Origin of the sequence: Thalassotalea crassostreae (assembly GCF_001831495.1) — a bacterium.
In the GTDB taxonomy this organism is placed as follows: domain Bacteria; phylum Pseudomonadota; class Gammaproteobacteria; order Enterobacterales; family Alteromonadaceae; genus Thalassotalea_A; species Thalassotalea_A crassostreae.
On the sequence record NZ_CP017689.1, the window covers coordinates 2,029,894 to 2,044,315 of the forward strand.

Annotated in this window: 9 protein-coding genes; 4 read left to right on the plus strand and 5 right to left on the minus strand. The window is 39.5% G+C overall.

Translation table 11 applies throughout. From position 1 onward, the window contains the following. Positions 1-293 precede the first annotated feature (293 nt). Complete coding sequence (locus LT090_RS16840) at positions 294-3,191, minus strand: bifunctional serine/threonine-protein kinase/formylglycine-generating enzyme family protein (RefSeq protein ID WP_082897262.1); 2,898 nt, start codon at positions 3,189-3,191, stop codon at positions 294-296. 268 nt (positions 3,192-3,459) lie between these two features. On the opposite strand from LT090_RS16840, the gene LT090_RS08820 reads away from it, so the two are divergent. The 3 genes from LT090_RS08820 (at position 3,460) to LT090_RS08830 (ending at position 7,482) form a co-directional block, all read left to right on the plus strand. Continuing rightward, a complete protein-coding gene (locus tag LT090_RS08820; RefSeq protein ID WP_157726659.1) occupies positions 3,460-4,410 on the plus strand; it encodes a hypothetical protein in 951 nt (316 codons plus the stop codon). A 271-nt stretch (positions 4,411-4,681) separates the two neighbouring features. Beyond that, positions 4,682-6,445: a coiled-coil domain-containing protein gene (locus tag LT090_RS08825; protein WP_068547684.1), complete on the plus strand. Its 1,764-nt coding sequence runs from the start codon at positions 4,682-4,684 to the stop codon at positions 6,443-6,445. An 11-nt stretch (positions 6,446-6,456) separates the two neighbouring features. Continuing rightward, positions 6,457-7,482 carry a hypothetical protein gene (locus tag LT090_RS08830; RefSeq protein WP_068547683.1) on the plus strand — a complete coding sequence of 342 codons (1,026 nt, stop codon included), beginning with the start codon at positions 6,457-6,459 and terminating at the stop codon, positions 7,480-7,482. A gap of 327 nt (positions 7,483-7,809) precedes the next feature. Here the strand turns inward: LT090_RS08830 and LT090_RS08835 are convergent, their stop codons facing one another. Continuing rightward, entirely contained in the window at positions 7,810-8,040 is a 231-nt protein-coding gene (locus LT090_RS08835) for a hypothetical protein (protein ID WP_068547682.1), read from the minus strand. A 172-nt stretch (positions 8,041-8,212) separates the two neighbouring features. Next, complete coding sequence (gene ccoG / locus LT090_RS08840; RefSeq protein WP_082897261.1) at positions 8,213-9,598, minus strand: cytochrome c oxidase accessory protein CcoG; 1,386 nt, start codon at positions 9,596-9,598, stop codon at positions 8,213-8,215. 111 nt (positions 9,599-9,709) lie between these two features. Here ccoG and LT090_RS08845 point away from each other — a divergent pair, with 111 nt between their 5' ends. Further along, the gene (locus LT090_RS08845; protein ID WP_068547681.1) at positions 9,710-11,140 is read left to right on the plus strand and encodes an aminotransferase-like domain-containing protein; all 1,431 of its coding nucleotides are present in this window, start codon (positions 9,710-9,712) and stop codon (positions 11,138-11,140) included. Positions 11,141-11,278: 138 nt separating this feature from the next. On the opposite strand, the gene LT090_RS08850 is transcribed toward LT090_RS08845, so the two are convergent. Together LT090_RS08850 and LT090_RS08855 are read right to left on the minus strand one after the other, a co-directional pair. Continuing rightward, the gene (locus LT090_RS08850) at positions 11,279-13,321 is read right to left on the minus strand and encodes an alpha/beta hydrolase family protein (protein WP_068547696.1); all 2,043 of its coding nucleotides are present in this window, start codon (positions 13,319-13,321) and stop codon (positions 11,279-11,281) included. Positions 13,322-13,579: 258 nt separating this feature from the next. Then, positions 13,580-14,404: a 23S rRNA (adenine(2030)-N(6))-methyltransferase RlmJ gene (locus LT090_RS08855; RefSeq protein WP_068547680.1), complete on the minus strand. Its 825-nt coding sequence runs from the start codon at positions 14,402-14,404 to the stop codon at positions 13,580-13,582. Between the last annotated feature and the right edge of the window lie 18 nt (positions 14,405-14,422).

Sequence of the window (14,422 nt, forward strand, 5' to 3'; positions counted from 1 at the left end):
ATCTAACTGAAGTATCATCCACTTTATGCAGTCATGACAGTCTTGCACTGCTTGTGGAATTTTTACTGCCATAACAAATAAACCTTTATAACCCGCAAAAAATCAAACCACCTGCGGTGGTTACAACAGCAAAAGCCCTCCCTCAGCCCCTCCAAAGGAGGAGAGAGCAAGCAGAGCTTGCCACAAAGGGCTAAACACCATAGTGCAAAGGAACGTTAGCTAATGCTAACGAATGGCACAGGATGTGCGACAGCTTTCACACATCCTGTGCTACGCTGCATAAGTAAATCCATTTACAAATCCTGAACCAATCGAAAGCCGAGAATGTTGCCGCGGCCGTCTGCGGTAAACCTGTGACGAGTGGCCGAACGCAAGTGGAGTGGAAAGTCGAGCCAAGAGCCGCCGCGCACCACACGCCTGTCACAGCTGCCACTTTGCCAGGCACTGCCATTACTCGGCGCGCCGTGGTAGCCATCGTTATAACAATCTTGCACCCACTCCCAAACGTTACCATGCATGTCGTATAAGCCAAAACCATTGGCACTAAAGCTTTTTACAGGGGCGGTTTTAATATCATCCCATTGACTACCACAGCCACCACAATTAGCGCGGTTATTACCTACACTATCACCCCAACTGTATTTTGTGCTTGTTCCTGCGCGCGCCGCATACTCCCATTCAGCTTCACTTGGCAAACGGAAAGTGCCGACGCCCTGTTTATTTAACCAGTTTATGTAATTTTGAATATCGTTCCAGCTAACATGAATCATTGGACGGTTGCCTTTACCCCAGCCAGCGTCACTCACATTAGCGCACACACCTGCATCAATACACGGTTGGTATTGATTCCAGGTAACTTCGTGCGCTTGCATATAGAAGGCATTAATCGATACGCGATGGACTGGCTTTTCAGATCTATTGCCACTGTTTGAGCCCATTTGAAAGTTGCCTACGGGTATCGCGATTAATTGATCCTTAATGCTTGCCTTTAATTTAGCTATACTGGCTTTTTCCCTAGCGGCTTTTTCTCGAGCTATCTTTTCTTTGGTAGCTTTTTCTCGAGCTATCTTTTCTTTGGTAGCTTTTTCTCGAGCTGTTTTATCTCTAGCGGACTTTTCATCTGCAGCTTTTTGCCATTTTGCTTTAACCGAGGCTATTTGATCTTGACAGCACCCTTTCGCTTTTATAAATAAATCATGCGCTTTAATCCATTCTTGTTTTGCTATTAACAGCTTGCCAGCCTGCGCCTCATTTAGTGCGTTCTTCTCACTCGCATTAGCCTCGGCTATTTCTTGTGGTGCAGTTAACTTGTAGGTTTTTTGGTGTTTCAGCCATGCAGATTTAGCCTTAGTAGAGTTGTTTTTAGCCTCATCGTAGTTGCTTGCTAAGTCTATCGCCTTTAAATAAAGTGCCTGCCCTTCTGAATGAGTCGTTAACGCATCAGCAAATTCACCTTGACGCTCTAATGATTTAGCATCACTAAGCAGTTTTTCTGCTTGTGTTGCTTCGTTAGCCTTTGCAATTTGTAGGCGTTTTTTGGTCGCTAACCAGTTACTTTTTATTTGCTCACTTTTTTCATTGCTTGATAAGGTATCTTCTGCCGCAGAAAATTCTTTCCACATTTTTTTATAACCATCATTAACCTTCACAAAGCTGTCTTTTGCTAGCGCTAAGCTATTAGCAGCACCCTCTCGAAGTAATAACTCCGCTTGGCTTAGCTCTCCTTCAAGCTCAGTGGTGAGCGAGCTTAAAAATAAGTAGTCTTGTGTGATACGGTACCAGTGCTCTAAGTGTTTAAGGTTTGAGGCGCCTGAGCGCTGCGCATCTTTCACTTCAGATTTAAGATTGCGCTCAGCGTTATCTAAACGCTTTTTATAGGTTTTTATCTCACCTTGAAGTTTCGCTATCTCACCTTTTTGTTGGGCGATTAACTCTTTATCAATTGGCTTTAAAAAGTCTAAATGGCCATTAACACCTGCAAAGCCAAGACCGATTACAAACAATAGAATGACTGCGGCTATTACGCCTTTGTTCGGACCTTGCTGTGTTAGCTGATGATTAGCTTTTTGGCGCTTTTTTGCTTTACCTTGCTTGCCCTGTGCAATCGCTTGGTTTAACAAGCTTGCACTGGCAAAACGTTGTTCAGGGTTTACTTCAAGCACTTGGTCTATAACACTGCTTAAGCCTTTACCGATTTCTTTACGGTGCTCTATAGCACTAGCAAAGCGTCCCATAGGGATTTGGCCGGTAAGCATTTCATACAAAAGCACACCAACGGCATATAAATCGGCCCTTGCATCTACGTCTTTTCCTTGTAATTGCTCTGGCGCCATATAATACGCGGTTCCCGTGGCAGCGCCGGTTTGTGTGCGCTGAGTGGTGGACATTAATCGTGCAATACCAAAGTCCATCAGTTTGATTTGACCATTTGGCATTAACCAAATGTTTTCAGGTTTAATATCACGGTGAACTGTAGTTTGATGGGCGTGTTCAAGGGCGGTAAGCAATTCACTTATAATGCGTTTTGCTTCATCTATCGGCATGTCTTGTTTAAGGGTGTTTAAGTTAGTTAAATACGCTCTAAGCTCTTGCCCTTCAAGTAACTCCATAGTTAAGAAACACAGGTCATTATCTATTTGTACATCAAAAACATTTACAATGTTTGGGTGACTTAACTGGCTTGATAATCGTGCTTCTTCTAGAAAGCGCTGTTTAGCCGATTCGTTTTTCGTCAGCTGAGGTAATAACATTTTGATGGCAATATCGGCGTCGCGGTTTTTATCAAAAGCGCGATACACCACACCCATTCCGCCTTGACCTATAAGCTCTTTTATTTCATAACGATTGGCAATGATATGCCCAGGTTGTAATTCAATTTGCGTGGTATCAACCCCTGCCATACCCGGTAAGTCGGCAATTTTTGTTTGTGATAAAGGGTTTTGAGACAACGGTGAATTATCTTGAGGAGAATTGGCCGTATTGGTCGACTTTTGGGGTTGTTCTTGCAGCGACTGGTAAACTAGCGTTAGTTTTTGCAATGCTACTTCAAATTTTTCTGCAAGTGCTGGTGTTTGTGCATTGGCTATTTTATTTTCTAGCTCTGCTTTTTTTTGTTGATATGCTTGTTCAATATCTTGCTGGTTAGCCTCAGCTTGCAATCCTAATGCTGTTAATGCCGCTTCTTGCTGCATAAAATCACCCTTTAATGTTTATTTTTATATGATGTTAGACGGCCTACTTACCTGTATGCGTCATAACATTCTATACAGTCGATTATGCAATGCTTTTACCTTTAATTCCAGAGCAATTAATTGACGAGTTAATAGATGTTTTGTACTTACTTGTGCTTTATTAACGTTTCTAGCAATATAAGAAACAATGCCACTGTATTCAATTATCGAATTTGTCCGACTAACATTCGAGCGAGATACTAAAACAAATAACGTGAGTGCAAAACTTATGAGCAAATTAATTTATTACATTATTTTTTTCAGTGCGTTATATAGTTCAGTAAGTTTGGCTGAAAATTTAAATAAAGAGTTTGAACAGTTTCAACGAATGAGCAATGAAGATTTTGAACGATATAAAAATACAACTACCGAAGCTGGTTGTTTGCGTTTGGGGCATTTATGGAATACCAAAACTAAGACTTGCACCAAAACAAACAACTTAGAAAAGTTAGAACAAAGTTGTATTACAACTGGCGGTCAGTTACATAAAGACTCAGGAATTTGTGTTTTACCTTCTAAAGGGCTTTTACCAGGGTATGATAAAAGTGAAAGAGTAAATGCCCCTGTTTATAATTCGCCTAAATCAGACAACATGCAAACAATTCAATCAAACACAGCCCATGATTTGCCGTATAGCTATAAAAATAGCAAACCTAAAGACTATGAATTGGATCCTGAAAAAGTCCCTGTTGTAACCAAAAAACTTAATTTACCATCTAGAGATAAACAAACTAAAGAATCTGAAAAAGGCAGTGGGATAAGCTCTACACAAGTTACTCAAAATACTAACCATTCGAATAAAGGTTATTCTTCCCCATCTAATGGTAATAACCAAAATTCAAAAAACATTATACCTGAACGTTATAAAAACTATCACTTTAGTGGCGTTAAAACCGTTACCTGGAGTAAAGAAGATATAAAAAAACGAGGTGGCGCTTTTATGATCGAAACCGGTGATAAAGAGCGTGCTGAAAATGACGTTAAAACGTTTTTAATAAACAAAGCATCGAAGCAATGCAAAGATGATGGTTATAAGTACAGCTCGGTTTTTGGATCAAATTACAAAATTAATGAGTTGCTATTTTTCTCGACTCATTCATGCAAAAGTATAAATCGCATGGGCGTTACATTTTGGCATTGCCAAGGTTCAGGTGAGTATCAATGTGGGGCAAGGCAGTAGCTACTTGATTAAAATTAGTATAAATATTGGGTTTATATCTATTTCTATAAACTTAAGAAAGGTTTGCTATACAAACACTTAACTTGAAACAAGCCGATTAAAAGCCTATGTTTTGTATACTAATAGTAGAATTTGCTGATAAATGCGGTTAATAATCGCTAAAAAATACGGTAAAGTAAAAAAAAATTATTAAAGCTATGATGCAATTTAGGATCGTGGCCGTCTTAGTAAATAACTAAGTATTGCTATAAAAATTAAAAAGGATGACCCCATGGCTATCAAAGAACATGACAACACTCGCAGTCAGTTACAAGAACAGTTAGCGAATGCCAGAGCTGAAGCCGAAAAAGCTCGTCAGGCGGCCATAGATGCAGATCTAGAGAAAAATAAAGCGCAACAAGAAGCGCAAACTGCTCAGCAACAAGCTCAAAATAGCCAAGACGCATTAGATTTAGCACAACAACAAGCACAAACTGCTACAGCGTCGATGCAACAATCAAACGCAGCAGCTGATGAATCTCGACAATCATCAACTACTGCCTCATCGTATTCACAAGACAGCCAACAACAAGCAAATGCAGCTAATCAAGCTGCAGCTGACGCTGCACGAGCAGCGAGTCGCGCAGAAAATGAAATGCAAGATGCCACTCGTTCATCAGACCAAGCTACTAACGCCATGGATGATGCTCTTTTTGCGTCGACTGCAGCAACAGCAAGCTCAGCTCGTGCTGATGCATCGGCAAGCAGCGCTGATATGAAAGCAAATAATGCAGGTGTTTCAGCAGAAGAATCGGCCCAACAAGCGGCAAGCGCATCAAATTCCGCTGGTGAAGCCAGCCAACAAGCGAATCAAGCAGGAAGTTCTGCAACGGAAGCCAATAGCCAAGCGGCTAACGCATCAAGTTCAGCAAGTGATGCGAATACCCAAGCAGAACAAGCCGCTGGCTCAGCATCAGACGCCAATCAACAAGCAAGTCAAGCTACAACATCAGCTGTAGATGCCGATGCGCAAGCAAATAATGCAAATAGTTCTGCGCAAAGTGCAAATGAAAAAGCAAATGCAGCTGCTGAAGCGGCTGCCAATGCTAGCCAACAAGAACAAGAAGCTACTCAATCAGCTGCTGAAGCTGAAAAAGCACAACAAGCCGCGGAGCAGGCTCAAGAAGAATCGCAACAATCTCGCGATGCTGCCAAGCAAGCAGAGACAGAAACGGTTAATGCTCAACAAGAATCAGAAAAAGCTAAGCAATCTGCAGAACAAGCTCAGCAACAAAGTGAGCAAGCGAAAACTGAAGCTGAACAAGCTAAAGCAGACGCAGAGCAGGCACAGGCTGAAGCTGAACAACAAAAAGCTGCTGCCGCACAATCAGCAGAATCAGCGAGCTCAGAGTCGCAGCGAGCAGGTAGTTCCGCACAACAAGCAAGTACTGAGGCACAACAGGCTAGCTCCTCGGCGAGTACTGCCGCCAGTGAAGCACAACAGGCAAGTTCAGCTTCGAGCCAGTCAGTTAACGCCGCAAGTGTCGCAGAAAATGCAGCTAACTCCGCCAGTACGGCTTCATCTGATGCACAAAGCTCCGCCGGCAAAGCAAAAGACAGTGCTAGTGCAACTGTAGATGCACTTAGGGCGGCAGAGCAAGCTAGAAACGATGCCGAAAAGGCAAGAGAACAAGCTGAGTTGCGTCTTTCACAGCTTGAAAGTGCTTGCCAGAAAGCCGCAGCTGAAATGGAAACCACGTTGAATGATATGCGAACACAGCTCAATGTTGCTCTTTCTATGGTTGATGAAATTGTTATTAATCGAAATTCATCAGCGGTTATGCATGACGAAATTTCTGCTTTAAAGGATGAAGTGATCACTTTCCATGGTGAAGCACAAAATGGCCTAGGACAAATCATGAATTTTCATAGTGACGCCAGCAGTGCCCTTGCAAAAACACAAAGCTCAGAGAGTTCAGCAGATAGTTCAGCTAGAAGCGCCGAAAATAGTGCAGATAGAGCGGAGCGAGCAGCCGATAGAGCTTATAACGTTTAATAAGCAAGCGTATGTTAAGAACATTACTATATTCAACCAGTTTTATATGCTTAACTGCTTGCAGCAGTAAGCCTGTTGACATATCTAAAGTTGACACTGAAACCTCGCCTACTCAATGTCAATTAATTGCCCAACAAGGATCTGAAGAAGGTGTCTACACTTCGATCGTACAAACTGGCGACAGACAAGAGTCGCTAAAACTTGCGCTTGCCAATATTGCCAACCAACGACAAGTTGCCATTCGGTCTTCAGCAACGGTAAGCCAACAAAAAAGCGACGGTTTATCGCAGCAAAGTTATAGTCGAAGAATAAGTGCTGTGAGCGAATTTGTGTTTGATGACTACGAAGTAGTTTGCGAAGATTATGTCAGTGGAGAGGTGTTAATTCACTTTGATGATCGTTCACTCCCTGCCCGTATACAGTCAAAGTTAAAAAAATATTATGGTCAACATGGTTGGCAACTATCGGGTAAAACACATTTATTAAATTCAATTGGCTTACAAACCATACTTAGCTCTCCTGGAAGCAATCCACAGCAATTAAACGTTCAAGTAAATCGAAACAGCAAAGGCTGGGTATTAGCGATTGGCGCACATCGTTTTAAGTTGCGTGATGAGGAATGGCGTTTGCTGTATTCATTACCAAATAATCAACATGATAATTTACAATTTTATATTGAAAATGAATTCGGGAATGAGTTACAACACGCACTATTTCATGAGCAGGAGTTTCGTTTTGCTGTTTCTGGAAATTTACCCAAAAGCTTTTATCTAAGTATTTATTACATTGACACACGAGGTAAAATTGTAGAGATTCGCGCCAATGAATTTCACCGCAACACTAAAAAACTACTCACTCCGCAACAAGGTATATTTACGGCAGAACTTGAAGCTGACTTAGAGACCAGCATAGATGATTATCTTTTAGTGATTAGCCAGTCACCGTTGGCAAGACCTAACTCACCTTGGTTATATCAAGGATGGTCAGAATTTTTCGAAAGAAACAATGCGTTAGGATTAAGATTAACCATACGTTAAGAGCTATTAGTAAAGACTATAATTGTTGCAGTTAAAGTGGCTTATTGATTTACTTTGTATTTCATCTAAATGAGCAAGAGGTTAATGTCACCACAACGCTCTTAACCAATTGCCTTTCAGTTTTTCGTATTACCCAACAGTCAATACCAACTAAATACACTAATAACAATTTCTTGCATTTCTGATATTTCTTACTGCTTTGTCATATTGGGCCTTATTATGCTTATAATAGTAACTGTCTTCATACCTACCATTAGTAGCAGCAATACCAAGCCCTTTATACGGTATATTTGATATTGTCATTGACATCTGTTTATTACCGGTAAGCTAGTCTAAAAATTCCGATAGATTTAAAAATCGATTTTCTGGTTTAGGAGATAAAGCTTTTTGAATACCATTACTGACTTTTTTGTTTATACCTTTTACCAAGGTATTTAGCGGTTCAATTGCACCTGCAGGCACTTCACCACTAAGCAATTCATAGCTAAGAACAGCCAACGCATATTGATCAGCTCTGCCATCAATATTGGACCGTCCTCTTAATTGTTCGGGCGCCATATAATAGGCGGTGCCACTTGCTGCTCCTGTTTGCGTGCGTTAGCTTGTGCTCATGACTCTAGCGAAATTTGAATAACCAACTAAGCTGAATCTTTAGATATTACTAGCTGTTCGTTTATCAATTTGGTTCTTGTCGAGCACTTTTTTTAGTATAAATTTAAATAGTGCCTCTTTAAGACTGTCCATGAAAAGTCGACTCATAACTTACTGCTTCTGAATCGTTACTTATATTGAACTTGAACGATCTAAATACTTGATGATACGAGCTAGGCGCTCTAATGGTGATCGTTACTTCTTTATGTTCTTTTGGTTTTAATGATACGTCGGTAGCACCTATGATAGTAAACTGTTCTCCTAAGTTAGTCGCAATGTTAAATATAGCCTTTTGGTTGGTTTTATTGAGTAACTTTAAGGTAAATGAATTCTCTGTTTCGCCAGAATATAATGTTCGATAGAGCACATTTCTGTCTTTAATAACCGACACTTCGAAACTGTCCCGAGCACCAAGCCATAAGCCAAGTGATACCAGCATAGAAATAATGATCATTGTATAAGCAAAAATCGAAAGCTTAGATTTTGCATGTGTCATTTCATAGCCAAATTTGATTAATTTAGATTTGTAGCCAAATTTTTCCATAACCTGATCACAAGCATCGATACATAAACCGCAGCTAATGCACTGATATTGCAACCCGTTTCTAATATCGATACCGACTGGGCATACTTGAACGCAAAGATTACAATCAACACAATCGCCAAGTTGTTCAGGCTTTTCTTTATTGAGCTTTCTAGGCCCTCTATTTTCGCCGCGATTAGCATCATACATTACGACACTAGTGCTAGGGTTAAACATCACCGATTGAAAGCGAGAATACGGGCACATATGTTCACACATCTTTTCTCTAATAAAACCCGCATTGGTATAAGTGCATACTGCAAAAAATATTACCCACCAGAAAACGACGTTAGAAAGCTGCCCGTTAATAAACGATAGATAAAGTTCATTTGCTGGAACAAAATACGACATAAAAACAAGCGAAGTAAGGATAGAAAACACTAACCAGATTGTGTGTTTTAGGGATTTTTTCACTAGCTTATTGATTGACCACTTTGCTTTATCTAACGCGATTCGCTTACTGCGAGCACCCTCAACTCTGTGCTCTACCCAAACAAACATTAACGTCCATATTGTTTGCGGACAGGTAAATCCACACCAGACACGACCATATTTTGTTGAAACGACAAATAAGGCGAATGCTGCAATGATAAAAATAAACACAAACAAGAGTAAATCATGAGGGAAAAATATGAATTCGAACACTTTTAATGTTTGCGCTTCGAGATCAAAAATTACCGCTTGTTCATTTTGGTGAGAAATAAATGGGATCAATATAAATAGCGACATAAGAACGAAAGATATGCTGCGTCTTATTCGTTGATAAAAGCCTTTTTGTTCACGAACATATATTTTTTGATCAGTTGTTGAACTGTTGCCAATCTGGTTAGTTTGAAATATGACTTGTTGCTTGTTAATTAACGTATTCGATTCTTTATTCATTGCGCTCACCGATAGAAATTAATGGTAATACTTAATGAATAAATTTTATTTTAAAGCCTTAAAAGGTTACAGATACAGATATCTTAATTATAATGGGTACAGATTTACAATATGACTACTAGTTCCATGGCGAAACCAGTTAAATACTTCGAAATTGCTCGACAGATAGAAAGCCAAATTTTATCGAAAACATTACTGCATGGCGCAAAATTGCCATCAATAAGAGAATTAGCGATAAAATATAGTGTTGCAAAAAACACTGTGATCAGTGCCCTACAGCAATTAGAGTCTAAAAAATTGGTCGTTGCAGCCCCTAAAAAAGGCTATTTTGTTTCATATCAATCAACAACAAAACGCATTCCAAAACTTTTAATTTCACCCTTAACAGTGCAAGCGGTAAATATGCCCGATGTATTTTATGATGTTATGGAAAAAGGCGCTGCGTTTGACATTCTAGCGACGCCTACTAACTTCCATGACCATAATAAACTCAGTGAACTCAATCGCTATATAGGCAAGTCATTAAGACAAAAATCTGCTGCTCATGCGAATTACTATGATAAACCTTTAGGGAACGACTATTTAAGAGAGCAGATCGCACTTCGCTATCAACAACGAGAGTGTAATTTCAATCGAGAACAGCTGTGTATAACATCAGGCTGCCAACATGCCCTGTTTATTGCGCTATTAAGTTGTTGTAAACCTGGAGACAATATTGCAGTAGAAACCCCAACGTTTTATGGTGTCCTTCGTTTATTAGAACAGCTTAATTTGAATATCATCGAAATCCCCTCTTCGATAGAAACAGGCATTAACACCAAAGAACTAACCAATGCGTTATCTAAGTGGAACATCAGTGCGTGTATTGTCACCCCGTGTTTTGCCACACCTGCAGGCTCTTGTATGACCGACACGCAAAAACAATCTATGGTGTTACTCGCTAACGAATATGATTTTGCCATTATTGAAGATGATATTTATGGCGATATCGGCTTTGACCAATCCGCGATAAAACCAATAAAAGCATTCGATACAGAAGATAGGGTTATTTTGTGTGGATCGTTTTCAAAGTCTTTATCACGAGATTTACGACTAGGTTGGATTAGTGCTGGTCGTTGGCATAAAGAAGCGGTTCGATTTAAACTCGCTAGTCAATTAGCGAACAGCCAAAGCGACCAAGAAGGAGTCGCGCAGTTTATGATGCATGGTCATTATAGACGTCATTTAGATCAATTTAGGGTAAAATTAGCACAACAACAAGCTCAGCTAATCGACGCCATTGAACAGTACTTCCCTAAAGATTGTGCCTATAGTATTCCTAAAGGTGGATTGTGTTTATGGTTAGAGCTAAACAATAATGTTAATACCGACGTATTGTATCAACAGGCTAGAAAGTTAAATATTCATCTTACTCCAGGGCTTTTGTTTAGTAGTCAGGGGTTTTATAACCATCACTTACGTTTAAGTTATAACCACCCGATCACTAATGAACGTCTAACGGCTTTAAAACAGTTAGCAATGCTTATTAAAAAGTTTAACTAGAGAGTTTTGCGGTTTAATGATGAGGTTGAAAAGCTAAGTTTAAATACTTCGTTTAAATACCCATAAAAACAAAACCCTATGCTGTTACATAGGGCTTTTTAAGGATTTATAAAAGCTTATAAAATATGCTAAATTAACTTATTCGGCTGTATCTTTGTCTTTTAATTCTAGCTTATCTTTATGGTCTAATTCGTGGCTTGGCATGGTTTTATTACCTTGCTTTAAGTAGTTATCCATCCAGCGCATTAAACGTAGATTGTAATCATACTTTGCGGCCATTCGCTTATTACCGTGACCTTCACCTGGGTAATACACTAAACGAACTGGCTTGTTTTGCACTTTAAAGTAACGATATAGCTCCATAGATTGAGCAGGATGAACTCGCGGGTCATCTTTACCGTGCATGATTAATAATGGGGTTTTAGATTGCCCTGCCCAATAAATTGGACTGCGTTCTAAATACCATGACCACTTATCCCAAGGATATGAGCGCGCATGAACATTATGCATCTCTGAAGAAATATCTGTAGTACCAAATTTTGAAAGTTGATTTGATATACCAACAAACATCACACTTGCAGCAAAATGCTCAGTTAGTTTAGTTGCGCCCCATGCTGATGCATAACCACCGTATGAACCACCTGTAATCCCTACTTTTGACTCATCAACTAAGCCCATGTCAACTAAGTGATTTTTGAAATCGATTAAATCATCAAACTCTTTACCAGCATAATCGTTTTGGCCTAATTTTGAGTAATCAACGCCCTTACCTGTGCTACCACGGTAGTTAGGATAGAAAACTGCGTAACCTTGTCCTGCGGCTAATTGACCTGGACGAGAGTAATTGGTAACCCAACCGTCCTTATCATGACTTTCTGGACCGCCATGAACCGTCATAATTAACGGGTACGTTTGACCTTCTTTATAATCAACAGGGTAAATCAAGATACCATCAATGATCACGCCGTCTCTCGCTTTTAAAGACAAAGTTTGTTGCTTACCAAAACGTCTATCTGCTAACCACTCATTTGAGTTAGTTAAACGAGTCGCTTTATTGTTGCGAACCATGAATACTTCATTGACATGCTTTTCAGTATTGGCTTTTAAGGCGATAGTTTTGCCTGAGTTCGAAATGCTGATATTGGATGGAATAAACTGCCCTAATGAAATAACAGTTTCAATTTCTGGATTCGACAACTCTAGTTTACCAAGCATGCTTTGTGTGCCTTGGTTGCCAATAAAGTACAATTCATTGTCTGACTTTGACCATGCAAAATCAGCAATATGACCAGGATAGTTTTCTAGCCAATAGTTTACTTTTGAGTCATTAGTATTGGCGATAAATAAACGACCCGCAGACGGATCATGTTTATCTTCTGCGCCGATCATAGCCACATATTGACCATCATGAGAAAAGCTAGCGTCGCCTAACTTACCTTCAGTAGAAAATGAGTTAGTAATTTTTTTCGACGCTATGTTGAAGGTATGCCACTGTGAAAGCGTATATTTATCATCAATAAGTGCACTTGGTTGGGTTTTTACTAACAAAGTATCATTGTTTGGTGAAAAATGAACCGCTGAAACGTAATCGTTAATTGGCGCGGCTTCTGGATTAATGGCTTTTTTAGTGATTTTTAGATCAACTAAGTAAAGCTCTTGGTTCACTAGGTCTTCTTCAAAAACTTCGGCTTTGAAACCAAGTTCTTTCAGTTTTTTAACTGACTTGTCAGAGGCAGGTTTTGCTAATATAGCAACGGTTTTGCCATCATTTGATAAGCTGTAACTGCTTATTGATCTATCTTTTAGTGAGATAACTTTTTGCTCTGAACCACCTAAAAACGCGATTCGATACAATGAGCTATATTTTTCTTCAGCCATTTTCGCTAGAAAATAGATATATTCATCATTGTGAGACCATTGAATGTTTTTGATGTTTACTTGACCGGTAATGTAAGGACGCTCGACACCTTTATCATCAAGTAAAAATAGTTGTGTCCAATTTAACCCGTCTTTTTCGACATAAACTTCTCTTGGTACTGAACGAGTGAAAGCAAATTTATCGCCATCATGGCTTACTTGTACTTGAGATACTTGTTCTAGGTTGGTTAAATCGTCGGCGGTAATAACGTTTGCAGCAACACTGGTAGCACTCCAAAAAGTGACAACAAATGTTAATATCATTTTAATTTTATTCACGTATTTAGGTTTCCTATTTTCGAACTTACATGAGGCGTGCAAGCTTAAAGTTTTTTTAGGCAAAAACCAACGGCTTAAGTAGATGAAAATTAAAAAAATGCGATAAACGACATGGAATAGATGTTAAATAGTTTTTAAACGCTAATAACGGCTATTTTTTTTGTTAATAGCCGTACATAATTCATCCAATTTTCCATTTATACGTCAGGTGAATTGGCTAATGCCAAATTTAGGAAATGTTAATTATTCGTCAACAATTTGACTAAAGCGGCTTCGGTCAAGATTATCAACAGACATTGCCTTACTTACTTGTGGCATTGTCTCTGCAAACTGTTGTTTTAATGTCCAAGGCGGATTTACTGCAATCATACCCGATGATTGCATGCCCTTTACTGTGTCATCATTGACACCAATTTCAAATAACTGCACGTTGCGCATGGCTGTTTTTTGTATCGATTGCTCAAGTAAATCAATTTGACTGCGTTCAACGACTGGATACCATAATAATATTGTTGTTTGTGGCATTTTTTTGTATATCTTAGCCATCACCTTTACCACGGTTTGATAGTCCGATTTTATTTCATAGGACGGATCAATCAACACGATAGCTCTGCGGCTTTGATTGGGTAATAAACGTTGTACACCGGCAAATCCATCTTCTTTTTGCACATAGGTCATGCGCTTTATTGCACAGTATTTTTCAAGTTCAACCACGGTTTGTGGGTGCATTTCAAATAACCAAGCGTGATCGCCACGTCTCAGCAAGCGATTAACAAACATTGGTGAGCCTGGATAGGCGCGCTTAGCCAAATCATCTTTGATTAATTGATGGTAATTTTCTAAGCCCGGTAAATTTGCCCAATCTAGCTTCATAACGCCAGAATCGCTTTCTGCTGTTTTTCTAGCTTCCATTGAATCAAGCTGGTAATACCCTGCGCCGGCATGAGTATCAATATAATCGAATGGCTTGTCTTTACGTTGATAATAGTGAACACATTCGGTTAAAAGCCAATGTTTAAGTACGTCGGCATGATTGCCTGCGTGATAATGATGTTGGTAACTAAGCATAGATTATGGTCTTTGAAT

What these genes read in the sequence shown, in the direction of transcription:
- LT090_RS16840 (WP_082897262.1), bottom strand. Translation starts at nt 3,191, where the DNA reads ATGCAGCAAGAAGCGGCATTAACAGCATTAGGATTGCAAGCTGAGGCT.
- LT090_RS08820 (WP_157726659.1), top strand. Translation starts at nt 3,460, where the DNA reads ATGAGCAAATTAATTTATTACATTATTTTTTTCAGTGCGTTATATAGT.
- LT090_RS08825 (WP_068547684.1), top strand. Translation starts at nt 4,682, where the DNA reads ATGGCTATCAAAGAACATGACAACACTCGCAGTCAGTTACAAGAACAG.
- LT090_RS08830 (WP_068547683.1), top strand. Translation starts at nt 6,457, where the DNA reads ATGTTAAGAACATTACTATATTCAACCAGTTTTATATGCTTAACTGCT.
- LT090_RS08835 (WP_068547682.1), bottom strand. Translation starts at nt 8,040, where the DNA reads ATGGCGCCCGAACAATTAAGAGGACGGTCCAATATTGATGGCAGAGCT.
- ccoG (WP_082897261.1), bottom strand. Translation starts at nt 9,598, where the DNA reads ATGAATAAAGAATCGAATACGTTAATTAACAAGCAACAAGTCATATTT.
- LT090_RS08845 (WP_068547681.1), top strand. Translation starts at nt 9,710, where the DNA reads ATGACTACTAGTTCCATGGCGAAACCAGTTAAATACTTCGAAATTGCT.
- LT090_RS08850 (WP_068547696.1), bottom strand. Translation starts at nt 13,321, where the DNA reads ATGATATTAACATTTGTTGTCACTTTTTGGAGTGCTACCAGTGTTGCT.
- LT090_RS08855 (WP_068547680.1), bottom strand. Translation starts at nt 14,404, where the DNA reads ATGCTTAGTTACCAACATCATTATCACGCAGGCAATCATGCCGACGTA.